This is a genomic window from Oscillibacter sp. GMB15532, assembly GCF_041020825.1.
In the GTDB taxonomy this organism is placed as follows: domain Bacteria; phylum Bacillota; class Clostridia; order Oscillospirales; family Oscillospiraceae; genus Oscillibacter.
On sequence record NZ_JBEVTO010000005.1, the window covers coordinates 151,248 to 174,663 of the forward strand.

The following is a 23,416-nucleotide window of genomic DNA, read 5'->3' on the forward strand; positions in this document are numbered from 1 at the left end:
GTTGACATGGCTTACCCGGCTGCTTTTTGTGCCGCTGAATATCAACGGAAGTGCATGCAGGTGAATGATGAGCTATTTAACGACATTGACCCGGGCGTTTCTCACGCGGTCGCTTCGTCCGTTTCGGTTTCAGAATGAATATGACGAAGCGCTGCCCTTTGCTGGAAGCCGGAGGCTGGGCCTGTATGTCCACATTCCCTTTTGCAGGCAGCTTTGCACCTTCTGCCCCTATTGCAAGGAACTGTACGACGAAGCGCTGTGCGATGAATATATCGACTGCCTGCTTCGGGAAATCCATCTGGTGGGCGGGCAGACGCAGGAGAAAAAGCAGGCCACCAGCCTGTATTTCGGCGGCGGAACGCCTGCGCTTGCCGTCCGGCGGATTGGGGAGCTTGTCGCCGCGCTGCAAGAGCATTTCATCATCACGGAGGGCATCGGTCTGGAGCTTCACCCGGACAATGTGACGGTGGAGACGCTTTCGGCCCTGCGGGCGGCGGGCGTTACGAAAATCAGCATCGGGATTCAGTCCTTTGGGGATAAATTTCTGGGGATTCTGGGGCGCAAGGGCTTTGACCCGGAGCGTCTCTCTGCTACTCTGCGGGCCGTGCCCTTTGAAACTGTGTCCATGGATTTTATTTTTGCCCTGCCGGGACAGACGGTGGAGGATTTAAAGACGGATATTGCCACAGCTTTTTCCATCGGGGCAAACCATGTGGCCATCTATCCCTTTATTGACTTTGCCTTCACCGGCTCCACCGTCAAGCCCATGGGCAAGCAGCAAAAACGACGACTGCTAGACGACATCACCGGGTATTGCGAGGCTATGGGATACCGGCGGGAGTCCATCTGGACCTTTTCCGGCACGCCGGGGGCAAGCTATTCCTCCATGACCCGGGAGAATTTTTTAGGCTTCGGCTGCTCCGCCACCACGCTGTTAAAGAATCAGTTCAAGGTCAACACCTTTTCCGTGGAGGAATACCGCAGGAGAATTCAGGGTGGCACGTTGCCCACCTCACTGACCCTGCGCTTTACAACCCGCCAGCGGATGCTCTACTACCTGTTTTGGACGGCTTACAGCACGGAGGTGGACCCAAGGGGATTTGAAGAATTTTTTGGCGTGCCGCTGAACAAGGTCTACGGCTTTGAATTCTGGCTTGCGAAAAAGCTTGGCTTTGCCACGGAGGAGCAAGGAATCTTCCGCATGACGCTCAAGGGCGCATTCTACTATCACTATTACGAAAATTACTACACGCTGGCGTACATCGATAAAATGTGGGGCATTCTCCGAAGGGAAGCGTTTCCCAAGGAAATTATTTTATGAGCGATATAATACGGCCCGGACGCGTTACAGCGTCCGGGCCGTCTGTGTCGCCGATTTTTTATGCCGGCGTTTTCTCTGGTTACAGCTCCGTGTACGGAGCCATGGTCAGGCGAATGAAATAACCCCGGTCGTGGTCGCAGGCAGGGCATTTTTCCGGGGCAGCCTTCCCGGTGAAGACATAGCCGCAGTTCAGGCACATCCAGCCGCATTCCGCATCCGCCACGAACAGGCGCTCCCGCTCCAGCAGGTCCGCCAACAATTCAAACCGGTCGGCATGGGTTTTTTCAATGGCCGCGATGCGGGAGAAGGAGTCGGCAATGCGGGAGAAACCCTCTTTTTTTGCAATCTCTGCAAAGGCGGGATAGGCGTCTTCAAATTCCTCCAGCTCGTTGTGCCGCGCCATCCGCAAAAGCGCCGCCATATCCTGCGCCGCATCCACGGGGTAGCCCCCGTCGATTAGCACCGTCTCACCGGAAAGCGCCTCCAGATGCTTGTAGAACACCTCCGCGTGCTCTTTTTCCTGATTCGCCGTAAACAGAAACGCCGCCTCGATGACGTGCAGTCCCTGCTTTTTCGCCTGAGACGCTGCAAACGTATAGCGGTTCCGGGCCTGACTTTCCCCCGCAAAGGCCCGCATCAGGCTGATTTTTGTTTCGCTGTTTTTCAAATCCATAAAATAAGCCGCCCCCTTTGTGCCAGCTTGCGCAAAGGGGGCGGTTTTATGCGGATTTCAGAAAAACAGACCCAGTGGTACGAAGAGATCCTTCTTCGGAACCCGCTCCCAGTCAAACTCTGCCAGCAGACTTTCAGGAGTCCGGGGCCTGGCAGAGGGATTCAGCCCCGCAAGATACGCGAGCTTTCCAATTAACTCCTCCGGCGTACTTCGCAAGAGCAGCGCATCCAGGCTCAAATCTCCGTCCCGCTTGCTCAGCCGCCGCCCGTCAGACGACAGCAGCAAAGGCACATGGTAAAATTTCGGCGGCGTCAGCCCCAGCAGCCCATAGAGGTACAACTGCCGGGGCGTAGAGGACAGCAAATCGCTCCCCCGCACCACCTGCGTAACCTGCATGGCCGCGTCGTCCACCACCACCGCAAGCTGATAGGCCCACAGGCCGTCAGACCGGCGGAGCAGGAAGTCCCCGCAGTCCCGGGCGAGATTCTCAGCGTATGGGCCAAGATGCCCGTCTTCAAATGCGATCTCCCGGTCCGGAACCCGCAGGCGATCAGCGGGAGGACGAATTTTTGCCCGCTCCGCCGCCTGATCGGGCGTCAAGTCCCGGCATGCTCCGGGATAAATTGCCTGCCCATCCTCCCGGTGGGGGGCCGAGGCGGCGTGGAGCTGGGCGCGGGTGCAAAAGCAAGGATACACCAGTCCCTTTTCCCGCAGTGTCTCCAGCGCGGCGATATAGCGCTCTTCCCGCTCACTTTGGTAATAGGGTCCGCCTGGCCCGCCCGCGCTGCCCCCCTCGTCCCAGAAAAGCCCCAGCGTACGGTAGTCCTCCTCCAGTTGGTCCCCACAGGCCCGGGTACAGCGCCCCGCGTCCAAATCCTCAATCCGCAAAACAACCCGGCCCCCCGAGGCTTTTGCAGAGAGCCACGCCAGAAGGCTTGTAAACAGATTTCCAAGATGCATCCGCCCGCTGGGAGAGGGGGCAAATCGGCCCCGTTCGGCTCCGCTTGTCACAGCAGCCTGCGCAGGTCCGCCGTAAGACGGCCGCGTTCAATCCGGACCACGGCATAGGTAGGCCGTCCCCAATAGCCAATGCTGCCGGGATTTAATAAAAGAGACTCCCCAACCCACTCCTGCGTGGGAACATGGGTATGTCCAAAGCATAGCAAATCCGCCTTGTGCTCCCGGGCGGCATAGCTCACGTCCATCAGGCCCTCCTTCACCCGGCAGGTGTGCCCGTGACAAAGAAGGATGCGCTTGCCTTCCAGCTCCAATAGCTTCATGGGCGCCTCCTCCAGACGGAGGTCGCAGTTGCCGGGAACCTGATCCAGCGGAATATCGGGAAACATGTCCCGGAGGTGCTCCGCATCCCGCCAGCCGTCCCCCAGATGGAAGATGCGCTGCGGCCTCTCCCGCTCCAGAGCGGTCACCATATGCTCCACGTTGCCGTGGGAATCGGAGAATACCAGTATCTTCATAAAGTTCCGTCCTTCGGTTTTGATGCCGCCAGTATACCCCCTGCGAAACGATTTGGCAACCAAATTCGCTTTTCTTTTCGGAACGTGGGGATTTGCCTCTTCGTCCCGGAGGCGCGGGCGCGGACCTTACTACCGTCTTGCATGAAGCGGCAAAACATGATAGAATTTTGTGGAACGGAGGCGAGAAATTTTTGTATCGTTATATTTTTTTTGATTTGGACGGAACTTTGACGGATTCCAAGGAGGGCATCCTGAATTCGTTATGTTACGCGTTTGAAAAGCTTGGCAAACCCGTGCCCGGCGAGGCCACTCTGCTTCAATTTATCGGCCCACCTTTGCAGGAAACCTTTATGGATGTATGCGGTTTTACAAAGGAACAGGCCTTTGCGGCTGTGGAGGCGTTTCGTGAGCGGTATGAGCCCATCGGGAAATTTGAAAACGCGGCGGCTCCCGGAATGCCCGAGCTGTGCGGGCGCTTGAAGGAAGCGGGATACGTGCTGGCGCTGTCGTCCTCCAAGCCGGAAAAGCTGTGCGTGGATATCTGTGCGCGGTTTGGCTACACACCGTCTCTCAGCGTCATCGCAGGCGGCCCGCTCCACGGGGACCACACGAAGGCCGACGTGATCCGGGACACCTTTGACCGCCTGAACCTGAGCGAGGCGGACCGGCCCGACATCCTGATGGTGGGCGACCGGAAATACGACGTGCTGGGTGCAAAAGAGTGCGGCGTGGACTGCGTCGGCGTGGAATTTTTCGGCTATGCCGCCCCCGGTGAGCTGGAGGAGGCCGGTGCCGTGGCGGTGGTACGCTCCGCGGCGGAGCTGGAGCGGTTTATTCTGGCCCATTGACGGGGCTTGCGCCCTCTGCTTTTTAATTTTAACCCGCTGAAGGAGCAACTGCTTTTTCGGCGGGTCTTTTGCGCGCCGCAGGTCTTCTGTCTGCCCCGTCGGCCTATATTTATTAAAATTTTCTTAATTTTGTAAATATTTGTTACTAAATTTTCTCTTTTGCTTTACAATTGCCTGCAAAACCGCGTATAATGCTATTTGGCATTTCCCGCGTTCCGGCGGAAGTGCGCTGATTGCATACACAATTCATATAAAACGGAGAACGCCGCGCGGCGGGCCGTGTTCCATAAGGAGAATCACACATGAGACGAATGAAGCGATGGGCGGCTCTGGTGCTGTCCGCCGTACTGTGCGCCGGAATCCTGAGCGGCTGCGGCGAGGAAGAAGCCCCATCCATTCTGCCGGTGTCTGTGGGGAACGGAGTGACCACCTTTGACCCGGCCTATGTTTCCACCGACACGGACAACACGGTGGCGCTCAGCCTTTACGAGCCGCTGATGCGCATGACCTGCGACGGCGACGGCAGCACCACTGTGACCGAGGGCATGGCAAAGTCCGTGGATATAACGGAGAATTTTGACGGCACGGTGGTCTACACCTTCCGGCTGCGCAGTGCACGCTGGTCCGATGGAACAGAGGTGAAGGCGCAGGACTTTGTATACGCCTGGCAGCGCCTTGCAAATCCCCTGACCCTGTCTCCCAATGCGGCGCTGCTGTCAGTGGTACAGGGCTACGACGCGGTTCAGGATGGGGGAGCCCCGGAGGAGCTGGCCGTCACCGCCAAGAACGACACCACGCTGGAGGTGGTTTTGTCCGGGAAGTACGACTGGTTTTTGACCGGCGTGTGCTCCTCCCCCGCCACCGTGCCCCTGCGGCAGGATGTAGTGCTGTCCCTGAAGGAGCAGGCGCAGGCCGCCTCCGAAACTGCGGGAGAGGACGCCGCGCCCCTGAAATGGTGGTACGCCCCCACCCTGCTTGTCACCAACGGGGCCTATCAGGCTTCCGCTTATCAATCGGGAAAGACGCTGGAGCTGACCCGCAGCGAGCATTATTACGGCCGGGTGAGAAACGATGGGGTACGCGTTTTCTTTGCCGACAGTCCGGAAACGGCGTGGGCTCTGTATGACGGAGAAACGGTGGACCTGGCGTATGCCCTGCCTCAGGAACAAGTGGACGCACAGGTTGCCCACGGTCAGTCCCTCACCCCGGTGCTCACCACCCACACGGTGCTGTTCAACGGAGCACAATACCCCCTGGACGACCCCTCGTTCCGCAAGGCGCTGACCCTTGCGGTGGACCGGCAGGCCGTGGCCGCCTTGGCTGGGGGCTCTGCCAGCGCGGCCACGGGGCTGGTACCCTACGGTGTGCCCGGCAGCGCGGAAGAGGACTTCCGCACCGAGGGCGGCGACCTTTTAAACTCTTCCGCAGAGGATTATGAAAGCAACTGCGAAAAGGCAGAGCAGCTTTTATCCGGCAGCGGCTATGACAGCGGCGCCAGCAGCTATGTCAGAAACAGCGCTCTGGACTATCTCTATGTGGATGAAGGTCCGGCAGCAGCCATTGCCACCGCGCTGGCGGAGCAGTGGCGCTCCGTGCTGGGGCTGCACATTCAGCCCCGGGCCGTGACCCGTGCGGAGCTGTCCGCCGCCCTGCGCACCGGGGAATACGCGCTGGCGGACGTAGATATGTCGGCATCCGTCAATGATGCAGAGACGTTTCTCGCGCCCTTTTCCAGCAAGTCCGCGCTCAATACCGCCCGCTATTCCAGCGGCGCTTACGACACCTTGCTGAAAATCATTGACAGCGCCTCAGACCCTGCCGCGCGGATTGCCTGCCTCCACGACGCAGAGGTTCTTCTGCTGGAGGATGCGGCGGTTTCCCCGCTCTACACCACGGGAACGCTGTGGAAGCTGCGGGAGGGCTGGTCCGGCCTGTGCCGGGACCCCAGAGGCTGGTTCAGCTTTGCGGGCGTGGCGGCTGTCTCCTGACGGAGGTCGTGGAATCCTTATATTAATTTTTAACAGCGTTCGCTGCCAATTGGCGGCGAACGCTGTTTGTCAACTTTCCCTGATTTAAAAGACCTTCCAGCACTGTTCTTGTGGGGTTTTTACAATTCGGTTTTGCCCTCTGTCTTTTTACTCCGGGCAGTGCTATACTGAGCGAAAAAAAAGGGAGGTGGCGGCATGGACTCCGTCATCACGTATCGCCGAACGCTGCATCGCATTCCGGAGCTGGACAATGAGCTTCCGAAAACCCTGGCCTTCGTACAAAGTCGGCTGGAGAAGCTGCGCTGCCGTCTTTCATCACCCATCAAGGGCGGCATCTGCGCATTTTTTGATGTGGGAAAGGCGGAGACGGTGGCCTTTCGGGCGGATATGGACGCCCTGCCGGAGACGGAAGAGACGGGCCTTTTCTTTGCCTCGGAGCATCCGGGCCAAATGCACGCCTGCGGCCACGACGGGCACACCGCCATGGCTTTGGCGCTGGCGGAATACGTTGACAGTCATATGGAAGCCCTTCCGCGGAACGTGCTTTTTATTTTTCAGCCTGCGGAGGAAACCACCGGCGGCGCGCGGTTGATCTGTGAAACAGGCCTTTTGGAGCGGCTGGAGGTCCGCCGGATTTTCGGGCTGCACCTGTGGCCAGGTCTTCCGGAGGGAACGGTGTGGGCGAAGCCCGGCCCACAGATGGCCCGGGCCAGTCAGATTACCGTGAACATTACCGGAGAAAGCGTTCACATCTCCCGGGCCGATCAGGGCCGGGACGCACTCCTTGCCGCCGTGGAGCTGGTGCGCCAGGTGACGGAGACGGAGCGAAGCGCCCTGCCCCCGGAGGACCCCCGCGTTTTGCGATTCGGCACGCTGCACTCCGGCGATGCTCGAAATGTGGTCAGCGGCCATTCGGAGCTTTTAGGCTGTCTGCGCACCTTTTCCGACGCATCCTTTGACTTGCTGCGCCGGGAGCTGGCGGAGACCTGCCGTCGGGTGGAGCGCTCCACCGGCTGCGAGGTGTTACTTCACCTCAACGAGGGTTATCCTCCGGTATGGAACCACGAGGGCCTGTTTGAAACGATCCGCGCCGGTCTGGGGAACGGCGAAGTCTCCCTGCTCCCCCAGCCCGCGCTGGCGGCGGAGGACTTCTCCTTCTACCAGCAGCAAATCCCCGGCGTGTTTTTCTTTTTGGGCGCGGGAGATGTGCCCCAGCTTCACGCAAGCACCTTTTCCTTTGATGACGAGCAGATTCTACCCAAGGGTGTGGAATTTTTAAAGAAGCTGCTGGTTCTGGCCTAAACCCAAGGCCAACCGGACTGTTTCCGATGATAAAGCCAACGCGGGGCATCTCGATGAGACGCCCCGCGTTCCATATCCAAATTAGCCGCTTCGCCACCCGAAGGGCAAACCTTTCGGGCAGAAGCCCTGGGCTATTTCGCAAGCAAAGCCCGCACCGTCTCCGCGTCCCGGGCAATCTGTGCCTTCAGGCTCTCCAGAGAATCAAAGCGGATTTCGTCCCGCAGCCGCTTATAAAACTCCAGCCGGACTGTCTGTCCGTACAAATCCCCGTCAAAGTCCAGCAAAAAGGTTTCCACGGTCACGTCCGTCCCGTTTTCCACGGTGGGCCGGGTCCCTACATTCGTCACGCCAGCCAGCTCTCTGCCGTCCGGCAGGCAGGCCTTGGCGGCGTAAACCCCGTGTCCGGGCACCAGCACATGGGGCGGCACCGTGAGGTTGATGGTGGGAATGCCGATGGTCCGGCCGATGCGCCGCCCATGCTTCACCTCCTGAGACAATACGTGAGGATGCCCCAGAAATTCCGCCGCCCGCTCCATCTGTCCCATTTCCACCAATCGGCGGATGTAAGTGGAGCTGACCTCGATGCCGCCCCGCTCCACTTTGGGAATGATGTCGCAGCCAATCCCAAGCTGGACGCATTTTTCCAGCAAGAGCTCGGGCGAACCTTGATTCTTATGTCCAAAATGGTGATCATGCCCCGCTACCAGATGGACAGCATGGTACCGCTTCACCATAATTTCCGTTACAAACGCATCCCAAGGGGTCGTCATCATTTCCTGATCAAAGGGCACCATCAGGACATCCTTGATGCCAAACAGCCGCCGAAGAAGGCCCTGCCGGTCCTCCGGAGAATTGATAAGCGGGCAGGGAATCCCCGTGACCACCTCTTTGGGCGGACGGCTGAAAGTGAATACGGCGGGGATGCAGCCGCGGTGGGCGGCCTCCTCCACCGCGCGGCGAAGCAGGGCGGCGTGGCCCAGGTGAACCCCGTCGAAAAAGCCCAGAGCAATCACGCGTTCTTTCATATCTTACGCTCCAAAAAAGTTTTTAACCGACGTCAGCACGCCGTCTCTGGCTTGGGAGAGACAGAGAAAGTCTCCCTCCCGCCCGTATACCCGCACTGTCCCGTCGGGACACGCAGCGGCGTCCACCGGATTTCCGTTCCGGCAGCGGTGTTCCTGCCGCTCCGTGGATAGGTGAAGGGCGGGGTACTCTAAAAAATACGTATCCGTGGGCATCAGCAGTGCCGCGCCGCGCTCCTGCACATCTTCAAGGCTCACCGCCTGACTGAGCGTAAAGCCCGCCGCCATAGTCCGCCGTAGCGAGGACATGCACCCGCCGCAGCCAAGGGCCTGTCCGATGTCGTGGCAGAGGGTGCGGATGTAGGTTCCCTTGGAGCACAGGCACCGCAGGGTAAACTCGGCGGGGCCGGTCTGCTCCAAAAGCTCCAGCTCGAAAATGGTGATGGGCCGGGGTGCGCGCTCCACCTCGCCGCCCTTTCGGGCAATGTCATACAGCTTCTTTCCGCCGATTTTAATGGCGGAGTACATGGGCGGGATCTGCAAAATCTCCCCCGTAAACCGGGGCAGCACCGCCACCAGCATTTCCCGGGAAACCGCTGGCTCACAGCGCTCCAGCGCCGTCCCCGTCACGTCCTGCGTGTCGGTGACAAGGCCCAGACGCAGTCCCGCCACGTATTCCTTTTTCCCCTTTTCGGCAAACTCCACAGCCCGAGTGGCCTGTCCTACAAAAACGGGCAGCACGCCGGTGGCCATGGGGTCCAGCGTCCCGCCGTGGCCCACCCGCTTTTCTTTCAGGATGCCCCGCAGCTTGGCGCATACGTCCATGCTGGTCCAGTCCATGGGCTTGTCGATGATGATGATTCCGCTGGGCATAACGCGCCCTCCCCGTTGAAATTTGGCGGTCTGTCAGCCGCCCGCAAGCCTTTCGAGAGCCTCTTCCTTCGTCGGCACGAAAAAGACATGGCTTCCCTTGTTGGATTCATAGATAAAGTCCTTCAGCGGCTTGCTGGTGTATCCGGTATAGTCGCCGTAGATGGCAAGCTTGGTACGGTACGTCACAAATTTTTGAAGCACGTCGCCCGCAAGGCCCGTGCTCAGAACAAAAAAGTCGTCCACCACAGCATCCTTGTCAATCGCAATCCTGTCCGTGCCGGTTTCATAGTTCACCGTGGCCAGCAAATCCAAAGCTGACTGCGCATCGGTCAGGATCTTTTCGCCGCCAGTCACCACGGCGATTTTCGCGCCGCCGCGTAAAATACTTTCGATCTGCATGGTTTGCTCCTCTCTGTCAGTCGGCGAATTTCCCGGTCGTCTTTTCTACCGCCGCCAGCATTTGCCGTTTGGCCTCCGCCATGGGGGCCTCTATGGTGCAGCCCGCGGCGGCCGCATGCCCGCCGCCGCCAAGCTCGGCGCACACAACGCTGGCGTTGATGCGGGGCCCGGTGCGCACAGAAAACTTCCACACGTTGGGCCGCAGCTCCCGCATGGTAATACCGCAGTCGGTGCCTTCGATCTGCCCGCCGAGAGAGCTTAAATCCTCTGCGTCCGTCTCGTCCGCGCCAACCCGCTCCATCAGCGAAATGGGAACCTTCATCACTACGATTCGTCCACCGTCGTAAAACTCCATACCCGCCAGCATGTCGCCCTCCAGCTCCAGCCGCTTGCGGCTTTTGGTGCGGAAGAACACCTGATTTACGGTTCGATAGTCAATGCCGGTGTCCAGGAGCTCGGCCGCCACCCGATGGGTATTGGCGGTGGTGTTGCTGTATTGAAAGCAGCCCGTATCGGTGGAAATCGCCACATACAAAGGCAGGGCCATCTCCGCCGTGACGGGGCCAAGTTCCTTTAAAATGTCGTAGATAATTTCGCCGCAGGCCCCAGCCTCCGTCCGAACCATGTTCGCCTTACCAAAGCGCGCAAAGGAGGGGTGGTGGTCAATCGCCAAATCCACCCGACCTTTGTATTGCTCCGCGTTTTTGGGAAACAGGTCCGTCACCGCGATATCGGTGGACACCACATGGGCGGGAACAAAGCCCTCCGGCGCTTCATAGGGCTGCATATAGGGCGCAGTGGTGCGGGTTTTGCCGTCATTTTCCAGCAGATAGGCCCGCTTGCCAATGTGCCGCAGTCCCGCGCACAGGGCCGCCGCGCAGCCCACCGTGTCCCCGTCGGGGCGCACATGGGTCAGAATCAGAATGTCGTCAAACTCCCGCAGCAGCGCGGCAACCTGAGCCGCCGTCAAGTCCGTCATTCCTCTTCCCCCTGCCCGTTTTGTTCGGCATCCCTGCGCTCCACGCTGCGAAGCAGCTCTAAAATATGGGCTCCGTGGGCAATGGAATCGTCCGCTACAAATTGCAGCTCCGGAGTATAGCGCAGACGCAGTGCACCGCCAAGCTCCCGCCGCAGAAAGCCCGCCGCGGATTTCAGACCCTTGAGCACTTCTTTTTCCTGCTCCTTATCCAACACGCTGACAAATACCTGAGCATAGCGCAAATCCGGCGTAGTGTTCACCCGGGTAATGCTCACCATGCCCACGCCGCTGACCCGTGGGTCCTTCAATCCGCGAAGCTGGGCCGCCAGCTCCCGCTGGATTTCCTCGTTGATGCGGCCGATGCGATTACTGGCCATAATATGCTCCTTTCCATAGGCGTCCATCAGAACGCCATCCTCTGTATCAAAAGCAGGGGGCGGCGGCCATGCCGCCGCCCCCTTATTGTATCCGGTTACCGGGGAATCTCCTCCATGGTGAATCCCTCGATAATATCGCCCTCTCGGATGTCGTTGAACCGATCCACCGTCAGGCCGCACTCGTAGTTGGTGGTGACCTCCTTGACAGTGTCTTTAAACCGCTGGAGAGAGCCAAGCTTCCCCTCGTGAATCACGATGCCGTCCCGCACCACGCGCACGCTGCAATCCCGGACCAGCTTGCCGTCCTGCACATATGCGCCCGCCACGGTGCCGATGGAGGACACCTTATAGGTCTGGCGGATTTCCGCGTGGCCCAGAACCACTTCCTTAAACTTGGGAGCCAGCATGCCCTTCATGGCGGACTCGATTTCGTCAATGCAGTCGTAAATCACGCGGTACATCCGCATATCCACGTTCTGCCGGATCGCGCCGTCTCTGGCGGCTGCGTCGGGCCGGACGTTAAAGCCCACGATGATGGCGCCTGTGGAGGCGGCCAGCATCACGTCGGACTCGTTGATCGCGCCCACGCCGCCATGGATGACCCGGACGGCCACCTCAGCATTGCTGAGCTTTTCAAGAGACACGCGAACGGCCTCCACACTGCCCTGCACGTCGGCCTTGACAATGAGGGCCAGTTCCTTGCGCTCGCCTGCCTGAATCTGGTCGAACAAATTCTCCAGAGACACCTTCTGCACCGGCGCGGCGAACTTGAACTTTTCCTCTTCCTTGCGCTGTTCAACCAGCTCCCGGGCCATACGCTCATCAGCCACCACGTTAAAGGTGCAGCCGGCGGCAGGGGCCTCAGACAGGCCCGCGATCTCCACGGGGACCGAGGGGCCGGCCTCTTCGATGCGCTTGCCCTTGGAGTTGGTCATGGTCCGCACGCGGCCCACGCCGGTTCCGGCGATAATCGTATCACCCTGCCGCAGGGTTCCGTTTTGGACCAAAAGCGTCGCCACAGGGCCGCGGCCCTTGTCCAGCCGGGCCTCAATCACAGTGCCGGAGGCGGCGCGGTTGGGATTGGCTTTCAGCTCTGCCATTTCGGCGGTGAGCAGCACCATTTCCAGCAGCTTGTCGATGCCGGTGCGCTTTTTAGCGGAGATGGGACAACAGATGGTTTCGCCGCCCCAGTCCTCGGTGACAAGGCCGTATTCCGTCAGCTGCTGCTTGATCTTCTCGGGGTTGGCAGCAGGCTTGTCGATTTTGTTGATGGCCACCACGATGGGAATTCCGGCGGCCTTTGCATGGTTGATGGACTCCACGGTCTGGGGCATGATGCCGTCGTCCGCAGCCACCACCAGAATGGCAATGTCCGTAATCATCGCGCCGCGGGCGCGCATGGAGGTAAATGCCTCGTGGCCCGGCGTATCCAGGAAGGTGATGGGCTTTCCGTCCAGCTGCACCTGATACGCACCGATGTGTTGGGTGATGCCGCCCGCCTCGCCCTCGGCGACAGAGGTGTCGCGGATGGCGTCCAGCAAAGAGGTCTTGCCGTGGTCGACGTGGCCCATGACCACCACCACGGGGGCGCGGGAAATCAGCTCCTCTTCCTTGTCCTGGTGGGTGTCAATCAACTGCTCTTCGATGGTGACGGTGACTTCGTGCTCCACCTTGCAGTTAAATTCCAGCGCCACCAAAGCGGCGGTATCATAGTCAATGATCTGGGACAGGGAGGCCATGATGCCGCTTTTCATCAGCACCTTGACCACATCCGCGCCGGTCTTCTTCATGCGGGAGGCCAGCTCGCCCACGCTAATTTCATCGGGAATAGAAACCTTCAGAGGCGCCTTTTTGGCAATCTCAAGCTGAAGGCGGCGCATTTTCTCCTGCTCATCCTGCCGCCGCTTGTTGGAAAAGGTCATGCCGGGGCCGGGACGGCGGTTGTTATTGGGGCGGAGCTTCTGCTTTCCCGCAGGGGGCGCCTGCATCCGTCGGGCCTTATCGGGCGCCATCTGCTCCAGCCGCTCGTCATACTTCGCCAGATTCACGTCGCCGCCCTTGCGGGTATCCACCACCTTTTTCTGGGGGACCCGGGTCGCGGGCTGGGAAAGCACAGGCTTCGCCTGCCCAGCGGCAGGCTGGGGATTAACAGGCCGGGGCGCCGCATGGGGCGCGGGAGCCGCCGCCCTCTGAACCGGAGCCGCCGGAGCTGCGGGCGCGGCGGGCTTTTCCACAACGGCCTGAGCGGGTGCAGGCGTGGGGACGCTTTGCTCCTGCTTTGCCGGCTCCCGGTAGGTATCGGCGAAAATCTCCTGAATGCCGGACGCCGGATGGGCCTGGGTCAAGGCCTCAAACACCAACGACAGCTCTTTGTCCGTCAATGCCTGCATATTACTCTTGGGGGCCTCGCCATACTTCCCCAAAATCTCCATGATGTCCTTGTTGCTCAGGCCTAAATCCTTGGCCAGCTCCCGGACCCTGTATTTATTTGCTGCACTCGTACTCAATAAAGCCACCTCCATCGTTCGCTTGCGAGGGGGGACGCCGTCTCCTCTCTGCGGCCCGCGCCGCCTTCCTTGGCGGGTGGGTCAGGGCACGTCTCCGGAAAATCACCGCCGGAAACGCAATATATCTATCGCCGCCTCGCGGCGAAGCAAAGGGAGCGTCGCCCTCTGCCACCCCCCGGATGGGGGAGTATTCTCAGTTGTCCTTCTTAGGGAAGGTGCCCTTCCCGCGCTTTACGGGATAGCTGTGGGCAAAGGGCTTGGGCCCCTTGCCGCTGAACGCGGGTTTGCCGTAAGGCTTGCGATCTCCGCCGGGTGCGCCGGGTTTGCCGTAAGGCTTGCGATCACCGCCGGGTGCGCCGGGCTTGCCGTAAGGCTTGCGATCACCGCTGGGTACACCGGGCTTGCCGTAGGGCTTCCGTTCGCCGCTTGGTGTATACGGCTTATCGTAGGGTTTCCGATCTCCACCGGGTACGCCGGGTTTACCATAGGGCTTCCGAGCACCGCCGGGTGCGCCGGGTTTGCCGTAGGGCTTCCGGTCACCAGTCGGTGCACCGGGTCTGCCGTAGGGTTTCCGATCTCCGCCGGGTGCGCCGGGTTTGCCGTAGGGCTTCCGGTCACCAGTCGGTGCACCGGGTCTGCCGTAGGGCTTCCGTTCGCCGCCGGGTGCGCCGGGCTTGCCGTAAGGCTTCCGGTCACCGCTTGGTGTATACGGCTTATCGTAGGGTTTCGGATCTCCACCGGGTACGCCGGGCTTGCCGTAAGGCTTCCGGTCACCGCTTGGTGTATACGGCTTATCGTAGGGCTTCCGGTCTCCGCTGGGTGCGCCGGGCTTACCGTAGGGCTTCCGGTCTCCGCCGGATGCGCCGGGCTTGCCGTAGGGCTTCCGGTCTCCGCTGGGTGCGCCGGGCTTACCGTAGGGCTTCCGGTCTCCGCTGGGTGCGCCGGGCTTACCGTAGGGCTTCCGATCTCGGCCCGCTTCGCTTCGCTCAAAGGGCTTTCTTCCAAAGCTTTTCCCGGCAGGTGGCTTGCCGCCACCTCGGGCTTGGCGCAAAGGCCGCGCCGGCGCCGACGGCTCCGGCGGCTTCTCCGCCGCTTTTGCCTCGCCGGGTTTACGCTTTTTACCCCGGCGGAGGTTCTTTTCGTGAAGCGCCTCCTCTGTTTTACGCAGAGACGCCCGCTGAGCCTTGACCTCCAGCCGGTTTGCTGCGTCGCCGTAGGTTTCCGCATCCTCGTCCGCCAATCGGCGGGCAATAGCGGATGCAAAGCCCACGTCGGTCACGCCCATAATGGCACACTCGCCCCGGCCCATGGCCTGCCCCAGCTCCTCCTTAGTAAAGGGAAGCTGAAGTTTCATGCACTGGCCCATCTCCGAGAAGTGGTCAGCCCTCCGTGCGGTATTTTCCGCCGCGTCGGACGCCAGCAGCAGCAAGCGCACTTCCCGTGCCCGGGCGGCGGCCTCCACCGGCTCTTCGCCCACCTCCAGCAGCCCGGCTCGCTTGCAAAGGCCCAGCGTAGACAGTAATTCTTTATTCATCGGCTTCTCCCAACTGACGCTCCATGGCGTCATATACCTCCGGGGGAATCTGGGCCTCAAAGGCCCGCTCCAGCGCCCGGGACTTGCGCGCTTTGCGCAGGCACTCCACATCCCGGCACACATATGCACCGCGGCCGGGCTTGCGGCCCTTGTCGTCCAGGCTGACCTCCCCCTCAGGGGACTTGACCACCCGGATCAACGCCTTTTTATCTTTCATCTCCCGGCAGCCCACACACTGCCGCTGCGGAACTTTTTTCACCTTCGGCATGGCGTTCCCCCCGTTTCCGCGCGCTTATTCCGCGTCGTCCGCGGGCAAGTCGTCTTCTGCGGGCTTCTCGCCTGCGGGGGCGCTCTCTTCCGCCGCTTCCTCTCGGAAGCTCTCGGGCTTGATGTCAATTTTATAGCCGGTAAGCCGGGCCGCCAGACGGGCGTTCTGCCCCTCCTTGCCGATGGCCAGAGACAGTTGATCGTCCGGCACCAGCACACGGCAGGCCTTGCCCTCGTCCGCCATCCAAACATCCACCACGTCGGCGGGCGCCAGTGCGGCCGCGATAAACTCTGCCGGGTCCTCGCTGTACTTCACAATGTCGATTTTCTCGCCCCGCAGCTCCGCCACGATGCTCTCCACCCGCTGGCCCTTGGGGCCCACGCAGGCGCCAATGGGGTCCACGTTGTCCTCGTTGGACCAGACGGCCATCTTCGTGCGGCTTCCCGCCTCCCGGGCGATGGAGCGAACCTCCACGATTCCGTCGAAAATCTCGGGAACCTCCAGTTCAAACAGGCGCTTGACAAGGCCCGGATGGGTCCGGGAAATCAGCACCTGCGGACCACGGGTGGACCGACGGACCTCCACCACGTAGACCTTGACGTGCATTCCCTCCACCAGTTCCTCGCCGGGAACCTGTTCGCCGGACATCAAAAGCGCTTCGGTGGACTCGGTTCCGGTGCCGATGCGCAAAGAGACGTTTCCGTTTCTCGGGTCCAGCCGGGTGACCACACCGGTGAGAATCTCGTGCTGCTTGGAGTTAAACTCCTCGTACACCATGCCGCGCTCGGCTTCCCGCAGGCCCTGAATAATCACCTGCTTGCCGTTGCCGGCAGCGATGCGTCCAAAATCCGTATTATTCACGGCAACATTAATTACGTCACCGATTTCGTATTTGGCAGAGAGCTTTTTGGCCTCCTCCAAGGGCATTTCGTTGAAAGGGTCCACGTAGTCTTCCTCGTCCACCACGTTTTTCTGGACAAACATCTGAAGCGTCCGGTGCTCCACATCCACGTCCACGATCACGTTATCCACCTGATCCTTGCAATCGCGTTTATAGGCGGTGATCAGCGCCTGGACAATTTTCTCCAGCATAAAGGACTGGGGGATGTTGCGCTCCTTTTCGATCATCTCAAGCGCGGTGAAAATCTCGTCGCAGTTCATGCCGACGAGTTCCTTCTGCTTCTTGCCTCTCATTGCCTGTACTCCTTTTATGATATGATACGTCTTCTTCGTTCGTTTTATTTTGCAGCAAAAAATCCGCGCGCCCGGCAGCGGCGCCTTTTCAGGAGAACTCCACCCGCAGGCGCACCAGCGCGGTGTCCGCCTTTTCAAAGGTCGTCTCATTGTCGCCGATGCGCACGGTGACGGCTCCGGTCCCCTCGTCGTAGCCCGTAAGCGTCCCTGCAAATTCCTTCCGCCCGTCCCGGTTGCGATACAGCCGGACGGCCACGGGGCTGCCCATAAAGCGCACGAAATCACCGGGCCGCTTCAGCGCCCGCTCCGCGCCGGCGGAGCCGACCTCCAGCGTATAGCTCCCCTCAATAGGGTCCGCTTCGTCCAGCAGATCCGAAACTTCGCGGGAAATGGCCTCGCAGTCCAGAATGTCCACGCCGCCCTCTTTATCCAGCAAAACCCGGAGATACCAAGTCCCCGCCTCTTTCACGTATTCCACATCCCAGATAGTACAGCCCCGCTCCGCAGCCACGGGGGCCGCCAGCTCGGCGGTGAGCTCCGCAATCTTTTTCATGGAAACGCCTTCCTTTCATGCCGTCAGCTTCAGGAAAAGCCTTCGGTCTTTTCAAATTCCGGCCCCTTAAAAAGGCCGACAAAAAAAGCGGACACAAGGTCCACTCCACACAACTACCATCTCTACTTTGATTAGAATAGCACGCTTTTACACCAAAATCAAGTGTTTTCTTGGAATTTGCAAAGAAAAGCCGTTAAAAAATAATTAAAAACCGGAGCGGGAAGACCGCTCCGGTTTCATTTCCAAAAATTCGATTCAAGTCACTGAACCCGCGATTTCCCTCGGGGGTTTTCGAATACAGTCCGCAGACATGCGGCGGCGATTCAGCCCCTTTTCCGCAGCCGCTCCATCCCGCAGGCCAAGAGGAAGACCAGCAGGTTCGCCGTCACCACCGTGGCGCCCACCGGCGTGGATTTCACATAGGAAACCGTCAATCCTGTGCAAAAGCAGAGAACAGCGGTCGTTCCCGCGCACAGCACCACGCCCCGGAAGCTGCGAAACAGCCGCATAGCCGTCAAGGCCGGAAAAATCACCAGGGACGAAATGAGCATGGCGCCCATCATCCGCATGCCCAGCACAATGGTCAGCGCCGTGAGAATGGACAAAAGCGTGTTATACAGCTCCACCCGCATCCCGGTGGCCCGGGCAAAATTTTCATCGAAGGTGATGGCGAACAGCCGGTGGTAAAACAGCACAAACAGCACCAGCACCGCGGCGCACACCGCCGCCGCCAGCAGCACGTCCGTCTCCGTCATGGCAAGAACGCTGCCAAACATGTAATTGTCCACGTCGGTGGTCATGCCCGTGGTGAGGGAGATGACCATGATGCCAATGGCAAGGGCGGATGCGCTCACCACGGCGATGGCCGCGTCACTCCCCATGCGGCTACCGGAGTTTGCCAGCCGCAGCAGAAAAAACGCCGAAAGAATCACCACGGGGATAGAAAAGTACAGCGGCGTGACCCCAAGGGCCACCGCCACGGCCAGCGCGCCGAAGGATACGTGGCTCAGTCCGTCTCCGATCATGGAGTATCGCTTTAGCACCAACGGCACGCCCAAAAGCGCGGCGCACAGGCTTACCAGCACGCCTGCGACCAGCGCCCGGCGCATAAAGGGCCAGGCGAGCATTTCCATCAGTTCCATCACTGCTCCCCCTTTCGGAAGCGGCAGCCCTCCGGCGAGCGGAGATAGTCCTCCACCGTACCGTAAAACCAGCTGTTCCTGCCGATGTGCAGCACCGTCCGGGCGTTTTCCAGCGCGGAACGAAGGTCGTGGGTCACCATCACCACCGCCATGCCCTCTTTTTCGTTGAGATAGCGCAAGGTCTTGTAAAGGTCCTGCGCGGCAGCAGGGTCCAGCCCCGTCACCGGCTCGTCCAGAATCAAAAGCCGCCCGGCTGCGCACAGCGCCCGGGCCAGCAGCGCCCTTTGCTGCTGGCCGCCGGAGAGGTCCCGGTAGCACCGGTCCTTCAGCTCCAGAATCCCCAGCTTTCCGATGGCCTGAATGGCCGCGGTCTTTTGAGCAGCCGTGTAAAAAAAGCCAAAGCCCTTCTGATTTAAAAAGCCGGAGAGCACCACCTCGTATACGGTAGCGGGAAAGTCCCGCTGGGCGCGGGTCTGCTGGGGGAGATACCCAATCGCGCCGTTTTTCAGCTCCACCGCCCGGTCAATGCTTCCCTCCATGGGGTTAATGAGGCCCAGCAACCCCTTCATCAGCGTGGATTTGCCCGAGCCGTTATCCCCCACCACGCAGAGGTAATCCCCCGCTGAAACGGTGAGGTTCAGTCCCGACAGCACCGCCCGGCCCTCGTAGCCCAGCGCGGTATTCCGGCAAACAAGCAGTTCATGTTTCTCCATTGGCTTGCTCCTTCTCCGCGCAGGCCTCGCACAGGCCGGTAAACAAAGTCCGCCTGTGGTCCACCACAAAATGATGCTCCTTTTGCAAATGCCGGTACAGCGGCTGCAAATGCGTGCAGTCCAGATGGGCAATCCGCCCACAGGACTCGCACTTTAAAAGCAGGCAGTCCTGCTTTTCCTCCCCAGATTGGTGGGTGCAGTATTGAAAATACGCGCCCTCCTCCGTGTTGATTTTATGGACCCGGCCCATAGCCACCAGCTTTTCCGTCTGGCGGTACACCGTGGCAAGACCCACCGGCTCTCCCCGACGACGCAGCTCTGCCGCCAAATCCCCGGCGGACATGGGCGTGCTTCTCCGGGCCTCCAAACAGCTTAAAATCGCCTGCTGCTGCTTTGTAGAATAGGCCATATGCGGCCTCCTTTTTCAAGAATGATAATCATTTTCATATTATAGACCGAGACGGAAAATTGTCAAGGGAAATCGTTTAGCGGTTGCAAAGGGCGGCGCAACAGTGTATGGTAGGGGCAGGGCTGCAACACGCGGCCCGCATATTACATGAAATTACGCCAAGGCGCGTCTCGTTTTTTTGGCGGCGCAGCGGACGTATGGAGGGTTTATGAAGGCAGCACTGGTAATCATGGCGGCAGGGCTTGGCTCCCGGTACGGCGGAAACAAGCAGGTGGACGGCATCGGCCCCAACAACGAAATTTTGATGGAATACTCCGTGCACGACGCGCTGCGGGCAGGCTTTGGCAAGGTGGTGTTCATTATCAAGCCGGAGATGAAGCCGCTGATGGAGCGTATCTGCGGCGAGTATCTTCGCCGCCGCACCGCAAAGGACGGCTCCCCCGTGGAGGTAGCCTACGCGTTTCAGGATTTTTCCTCCGTTCCGGACTTTTACCCGATTCCTCCGGAGCGGACGAAGCCCTTTGGGACGGTTCACGCGCTTTTGTGCGCGGAGGATTCTATCCGGGAGCCGTTCTGCGTGATTAACGCCGACGATTACTACGGAATCGATGCCTATCGCGCCATGTATGAGCAGCTCACAGCGTTATCTCCCGAAGGCCACGGGGCCATGGTGGGCTATTTTCTGAAAAACACCGCCAGTCTCCACGGGACGGTTTCCCGAGGGGTGTGCGCCGTGGAGAACGGAAAGCTTCTCTCCGTGCGGGAGGCATTGAAAATCCAGCTCTATTCCGACGGAACCCTGCGGGATTTGGCCGAGGATATCACCCTCTCTCCGGACACGGTGGTATCCATGAACTTCTGGGGCTTCACCCCTTCAATTTTCGCCCCGCTGCGGGCCTATTTTGAAAGCTTTCTCCGCACGGAGGCCGGGGACGATTTAAAGGCGGAGTGCCTGCTGCCCATGATGGTGGGCAGTCAGCTTGAGAACGGCACTCTGGAAATCTCCGTGCTTCACTCCGCCGACCGCTGGTTCGGCATGACCTACCGGGAGGACCGGGAGCGGGTGGCGGAGGAACTGAAAGCCCTGCACGCTGCAGGGGCATACCCCCCCTCCTTAAAGGATTGATTTTAGGGGAGCCGTATACCACGCGCGGCGGAACAGACAATTGGAATTTCTGCGCCGCCGCGATGAAAGCGAAGAAAAAGGTAAATTCCTTTTCTCCGGCGGCGTGCACATCGGAGAAAACACTTCTCAGGCCGCAAATGTCGAGCCATCCGTTTTTGGCCGACAGTGAGGCATGCGGCAGACTGCAATCTCCTTTATGGAAGACGTCAAAATTGCGTCTCCTACAAACTAAAACGCGCCCCGGCCTGTCGGCCGGGGCGCGTTTCTCTATTTCTTCGTCTCTGGGTCGCCCTGCCTTGGAAGCAGCTCCAACAGCGCCAGAGGAGATGCCTCCTCCCGCGCCGCTTCCTTGTTGGCGTCCATGGCGCCCCGCAGCTCGTTGCGCAGGATGGTCAGGCTTTTGGGCGCACTGATGGCAAGCCGGACCCGTCCGCCGGTTTCCACGGAAACCACCGTCACCTCGATTTCGTCTCCAATCAGCACGGACTCTCCCGGCTTTCTCTGCAAAATCAGCATGACGACTGCCCCTCCTGAAATTCCGACAGGCGGTGGCGCATCTCATAGCCGCCGTCCTCCAGAATTGTCTGCATGGCGGTTCCGGTATCCTCGTTCACCGCCACGGGGCATTTCAGGTTTACCGTGCTCTCGGATACGGGCTGGCGTACCACGCACAGCACGTAAAAGCTGAGTTCCTCGCTTTGGGTCACGCCCATGGCCTTCAGCTCCGCCGGGCGCAGCCGCGGCGCATAGTTCTGCTTCAAGGAAAACGGGTTCATTGCCACAAAGGCAAGACCCGGGGTGGTCACGCTCTGAAAACAAAGCAACGTTCCGTTGCTGTCAGCAAAGGGGAGCAGAAGAAACTGCGTCTCCTCTTCAAAGCCGAACAGGCCGTCCTTAAAATAGAGCACATCCCCGGCTTCATAGGCGATCTGCCCAAAATATTTTGTGGTAAGTTCCATGGGGGCTTCCTTTCTTTCCCGCGCGTCAGATCTCCATGTCAACAGGGACATACTGCGGGTCCGCGGAGGGCGGCACATACAGCGCCCCGCCCACGTATTTAATTACAACGTCCGGCTGCTGCGTCACCTCGAACTGAATGTCTCCGGGCGTAAATTCGAAGTTCCCCTGCTGGCTGCGCCAGTCGAAGTTGACCTTGTCCATTTCGTAGCGGATGTTCAGCTCGCCCTTGTCCCAGGAGATGTCCGCGCCCTGTGTGGGAAGGAATGTAATCCCCACATTGGTTTTCAAGTTCCGGGTCTGTGCCTCGGCGGCAAATTTTGTCACCATTTCCTCGCCGATCTTCGCCTGAAGCAGAAGTTGGCCCTGCCGGGCATAGGTGGCGGTGGCCTCATAAGCCGCCTGCTTTCCGGCCTGGGCATTGTTTCTCATGCGGGTTGCCAGCGTTGGGGTGACGGAATTGCGCGCCTCAAATGTGTCCAGATTCACGCGGATGGGCTTGCTGCGAATGCTCAGACCACCCTCATTCCGGGTAATCTCCATATCCACCGTGGCGCGGCTGTACTCCAGCTTCGCGTCCGTGACCCGCATCTCAAGCTCAATGGGTACCGATTTGATCTCGATTAGTGGATAGGTCATTGCCTTCACTCCTTTTAAGCATTAAAAGCACGTCGGGCATGCTCCCGCAGCCCTGCTATGCCCGTTAATTCATATAGTCGATCAGCGACTGGGACAAAATGCTGTTTCCAACCTTCAGCGCCGCGTTATAGCAATACTGCGCCCAGGAAAAGTCCGTGATGGCGTTGGCCAGGTCAATCTGCTCAATGCCCAAAATCTGCTCATTGAGGTTGGTGGCCAGAAGAGACAGGCGGTTGCTGCTGGTTTCGAGATAGGTGGTCCGCCCATCCAGCGCGGTCCACTGGTTGGTAATCTCGTCGATGCCGTCCTTCAGCTTCTCCGTCAGGCGGGTGGCGTCCTCCTTGTCCTGATCCGAGGCCCACGCACCGGTATCCGCGTCGCAGCGCTTGAAAATTTCAGATAGCTTGTTCATGACGGAGGCCATATTCTTAGGGTCGCCATCCTCATCTACGCCGTAGCCCACAAAGCTCAATCCGCTCAGCGCCCCGTTGAAGGCACTGGTGGAAACCAGCTTTCCGTCCACCTCCGTGAGGCCGCTGCCGATGTCTACATAGCTTTCCTCCCTGGTCATGGCTTTCAGCTTTTCGTACTCGGGAGTTCCCTCCTCCGCGTCCACCTGAATACCCCGGTAGGTCAAAACCTTTTCTCCGTCGATCTCCTCCATCTTGAAGGGCGCATCGCCCAGGGAGTCCTTACCCCCAAAGATGAACGAGGAACCGTATTGAGAGTTTAGAATTTGCACAATCGAGTCCGCCGCGCTTCCGATCACCTCGCCCAACGGCTGGCGGCCGGAGGCGTTGGCGTCGTTCAGGCCCGCCAGAGCGGAGATTTTCGCCTGCCCGTCCGCAAGGTCGCTTTTGATGCTGCTCAGCGCATCGCAGGCGGCGGAGAATTTACTGTTCAGGGTCTGGGCGCTCTCCAACTGGGAGCTGACGCGAGAAAAGGAGCGGCGCAGCTTGAATGCCTGCGTGGCAGCCGCCGGGTCCTCTGCGTAGCTGGTGTAGTTGCTCTGGGTCAAAACCTTGTTTCTCGTATTATTAAGCGTGGCGGCCGAGCGCGTCAGGTTGGATCGGTAGCCCCGCAGCGTTCCGTTCGTTGTCACACGGATCATTTTAAG

The 23,416-nt window shown here is 59.7% G+C and carries 26 protein-coding genes; 6 read left to right on the plus strand and 20 right to left on the minus strand.

The genetic code is table 11. The annotated features are described in order from the left end of the window. Positions 1 to 64 precede the first annotated feature (64 nt). Positions 65 to 1,321: a coproporphyrinogen-III oxidase family protein gene (locus ABVS15_RS07795; RefSeq protein WP_369283166.1), complete on the plus strand. Its 1,257-nt coding sequence runs from the start codon at positions 65 to 67 to the stop codon at positions 1,319 to 1,321. 79 nt (positions 1,322 to 1,400) lie between these two features. On the opposite strand, the gene rbr is transcribed toward ABVS15_RS07795, so the two are convergent. Genes rbr through ABVS15_RS07810 form a run of 3 tightly spaced genes read right to left on the minus strand, consistent with a single transcriptional unit; the run spans position 1,401 to position 3,469 of the window. Next, positions 1,401 to 1,994, minus strand: a complete 594-nt coding sequence (gene rbr / locus ABVS15_RS07800) for a rubrerythrin (RefSeq protein WP_369283167.1) — start codon at positions 1,992 to 1,994, stop codon at positions 1,401 to 1,403. A 57-nt stretch (positions 1,995 to 2,051) separates the two neighbouring features. Continuing rightward, positions 2,052 to 3,005, minus strand: a complete 954-nt coding sequence (gene gluQRS / locus ABVS15_RS07805) for a tRNA glutamyl-Q(34) synthetase GluQRS (protein ID WP_369283168.1) — start codon at positions 3,003 to 3,005, stop codon at positions 2,052 to 2,054. Next, positions 3,002 to 3,469 (minus strand): metallophosphoesterase, encoded by a 468-nt coding sequence (locus ABVS15_RS07810; protein WP_369283169.1) that lies wholly within the window; start codon positions 3,467 to 3,469, stop codon positions 3,002 to 3,004. Before ABVS15_RS07810 ends, gluQRS begins: the two co-directional genes overlap by 4 nt. Before the next feature lie 191 nt (positions 3,470 to 3,660). Here ABVS15_RS07810 and ABVS15_RS07815 point away from each other — a divergent pair, with 191 nt between their 5' ends. The 3 genes from ABVS15_RS07815 to ABVS15_RS07825 all read left to right on the plus strand — a co-directional run bounded on the left by ABVS15_RS07815 (position 3,661) and on the right by ABVS15_RS07825 (position 7,607). Then, positions 3,661 to 4,317, plus strand: a complete 657-nt coding sequence (locus ABVS15_RS07815; protein ID WP_369283170.1) for an HAD hydrolase-like protein — start codon at positions 3,661 to 3,663, stop codon at positions 4,315 to 4,317. Positions 4,318 to 4,619: 302 nt separating this feature from the next. Then, complete coding sequence (locus ABVS15_RS07820; protein ID WP_369283171.1) at positions 4,620 to 6,305, plus strand: peptide ABC transporter substrate-binding protein; 1,686 nt, start codon at positions 4,620 to 4,622, stop codon at positions 6,303 to 6,305. 195 nt (positions 6,306 to 6,500) lie between these two features. Beyond that, positions 6,501 to 7,607, plus strand: a complete 1,107-nt coding sequence (locus tag ABVS15_RS07825) for a M20 family metallopeptidase (RefSeq protein WP_369283172.1) — start codon at positions 6,501 to 6,503, stop codon at positions 7,605 to 7,607. A 131-nt stretch (positions 7,608 to 7,738) separates the two neighbouring features. Here ABVS15_RS07825 and ribF read toward each other — a convergent pair whose 3' ends face one another. The 13 genes from ribF to ABVS15_RS07890 form a co-directional block, all read right to left on the minus strand. Further along, a complete protein-coding gene (gene ribF, locus ABVS15_RS07830; protein WP_369283173.1) occupies positions 7,739 to 8,632 on the minus strand; it encodes a riboflavin biosynthesis protein RibF in 894 nt (297 codons plus the stop codon). A 3-nt stretch (positions 8,633 to 8,635) separates the two neighbouring features. Beyond that, positions 8,636 to 9,502: a tRNA pseudouridine(55) synthase TruB gene (gene truB / locus ABVS15_RS07835; RefSeq protein ID WP_369283174.1), complete on the minus strand. Its 867-nt coding sequence runs from the start codon at positions 9,500 to 9,502 to the stop codon at positions 8,636 to 8,638. Positions 9,503 to 9,535: 33 nt separating this feature from the next. After that, positions 9,536 to 9,901, minus strand: a complete 366-nt coding sequence (locus ABVS15_RS07840; protein WP_369283175.1) for a DUF4180 domain-containing protein — start codon at positions 9,899 to 9,901, stop codon at positions 9,536 to 9,538. A 16-nt stretch (positions 9,902 to 9,917) separates the two neighbouring features. Next, positions 9,918 to 10,880, minus strand: a complete 963-nt coding sequence (locus ABVS15_RS07845; RefSeq protein ID WP_369283176.1) for a bifunctional oligoribonuclease/PAP phosphatase NrnA — start codon at positions 10,878 to 10,880, stop codon at positions 9,918 to 9,920. Continuing rightward, positions 10,877 to 11,257: a 30S ribosome-binding factor RbfA gene (gene rbfA / locus ABVS15_RS07850; RefSeq protein WP_369283266.1), complete on the minus strand. Its 381-nt coding sequence runs from the start codon at positions 11,255 to 11,257 to the stop codon at positions 10,877 to 10,879. The genes ABVS15_RS07845 and rbfA overlap by 4 nt, the downstream gene beginning before the upstream one ends. A gap of 95 nt (positions 11,258 to 11,352) precedes the next feature. After that, complete coding sequence (gene infB / locus ABVS15_RS07855) at positions 11,353 to 13,779, minus strand: translation initiation factor IF-2 (RefSeq protein ID WP_369283177.1); 2,427 nt, start codon at positions 13,777 to 13,779, stop codon at positions 11,353 to 11,355. Positions 13,780 to 13,957: 178 nt separating this feature from the next. Next, entirely contained in the window at positions 13,958 to 15,298 is a 1,341-nt protein-coding gene (locus ABVS15_RS07860) for a hypothetical protein (protein ID WP_369283178.1), read from the minus strand. Further along, entirely contained in the window at positions 15,291 to 15,566 is a 276-nt protein-coding gene (gene rnpM, locus ABVS15_RS07865) for an RNase P modulator RnpM (RefSeq protein ID WP_369283179.1), read from the minus strand. The genes ABVS15_RS07860 and rnpM overlap by 8 nt, the downstream gene beginning before the upstream one ends. 24 nt (positions 15,567 to 15,590) lie before the next feature. Further along, entirely contained in the window at positions 15,591 to 16,760 is a 1,170-nt protein-coding gene (nusA, locus tag ABVS15_RS07870) for a transcription termination factor NusA (protein WP_369283180.1), read from the minus strand. 88 nt (positions 16,761 to 16,848) lie between these two features. Then, entirely contained in the window at positions 16,849 to 17,313 is a 465-nt protein-coding gene (gene rimP, locus ABVS15_RS07875) for a ribosome maturation factor RimP (protein WP_369283181.1), read from the minus strand. Positions 17,314 to 17,636: 323 nt separating this feature from the next. Further along, positions 17,637 to 18,455, minus strand: coding sequence for a metal ABC transporter permease (locus ABVS15_RS07880; RefSeq protein ID WP_369283182.1), 819 nt, complete (start codon positions 18,453 to 18,455; stop codon positions 17,637 to 17,639). Then, the gene (locus ABVS15_RS07885) at positions 18,455 to 19,168 is read right to left on the minus strand and encodes a metal ABC transporter ATP-binding protein (RefSeq protein ID WP_369283183.1); all 714 of its coding nucleotides are present in this window, start codon (positions 19,166 to 19,168) and stop codon (positions 18,455 to 18,457) included. Before ABVS15_RS07885 ends, ABVS15_RS07880 begins: the two co-directional genes overlap by 1 nt. After that, the gene (locus tag ABVS15_RS07890) at positions 19,155 to 19,577 is read right to left on the minus strand and encodes a Fur family transcriptional regulator (protein WP_369283184.1); all 423 of its coding nucleotides are present in this window, start codon (positions 19,575 to 19,577) and stop codon (positions 19,155 to 19,157) included. Before ABVS15_RS07890 ends, ABVS15_RS07885 begins: the two co-directional genes overlap by 14 nt. A gap of 208 nt (positions 19,578 to 19,785) precedes the next feature. Here ABVS15_RS07890 and ABVS15_RS07895 point away from each other — a divergent pair, with 208 nt between their 5' ends. Next, positions 19,786 to 20,703, plus strand: coding sequence for an NDP-sugar synthase (locus ABVS15_RS07895; RefSeq protein ID WP_369283185.1), 918 nt, complete (start codon positions 19,786 to 19,788; stop codon positions 20,701 to 20,703). A gap of 40 nt (positions 20,704 to 20,743) precedes the next feature. After that, positions 20,744 to 20,872 carry a hypothetical protein gene (locus ABVS15_RS07900; protein WP_369283186.1) on the plus strand — a complete coding sequence of 43 codons (129 nt, stop codon included), beginning with the start codon at positions 20,744 to 20,746 and terminating at the stop codon, positions 20,870 to 20,872. A 98-nt stretch (positions 20,873 to 20,970) separates the two neighbouring features. On the opposite strand, the gene ABVS15_RS07905 is transcribed toward ABVS15_RS07900, so the two are convergent. The 4 genes from ABVS15_RS07905 to ABVS15_RS07920 all read right to left on the minus strand — a co-directional run bounded on the left by ABVS15_RS07905 (position 20,971) and on the right by ABVS15_RS07920 (position 23,410). Next, positions 20,971 to 21,219, minus strand: a complete 249-nt coding sequence (locus ABVS15_RS07905) for a carbon storage regulator (protein WP_369283187.1) — start codon at positions 21,217 to 21,219, stop codon at positions 20,971 to 20,973. Continuing rightward, positions 21,213 to 21,662, minus strand: coding sequence for a flagellar assembly protein FliW (gene fliW / locus ABVS15_RS07910; protein ID WP_369283188.1), 450 nt, complete (start codon positions 21,660 to 21,662; stop codon positions 21,213 to 21,215). The genes ABVS15_RS07905 and fliW overlap by 7 nt, the downstream gene beginning before the upstream one ends. Before the next feature lie 25 nt (positions 21,663 to 21,687). Next, positions 21,688 to 22,299: a DUF6470 family protein gene (locus tag ABVS15_RS07915; RefSeq protein WP_369283189.1), complete on the minus strand. Its 612-nt coding sequence runs from the start codon at positions 22,297 to 22,299 to the stop codon at positions 21,688 to 21,690. 64 nt (positions 22,300 to 22,363) lie between these two features. Further along, positions 22,364 to 23,410 (minus strand): hypothetical protein, encoded by a 1,047-nt coding sequence (locus tag ABVS15_RS07920; RefSeq protein WP_369283190.1) that lies wholly within the window; start codon positions 23,408 to 23,410, stop codon positions 22,364 to 22,366. Positions 23,411 to 23,416: the final 6 nt, after the last annotated feature.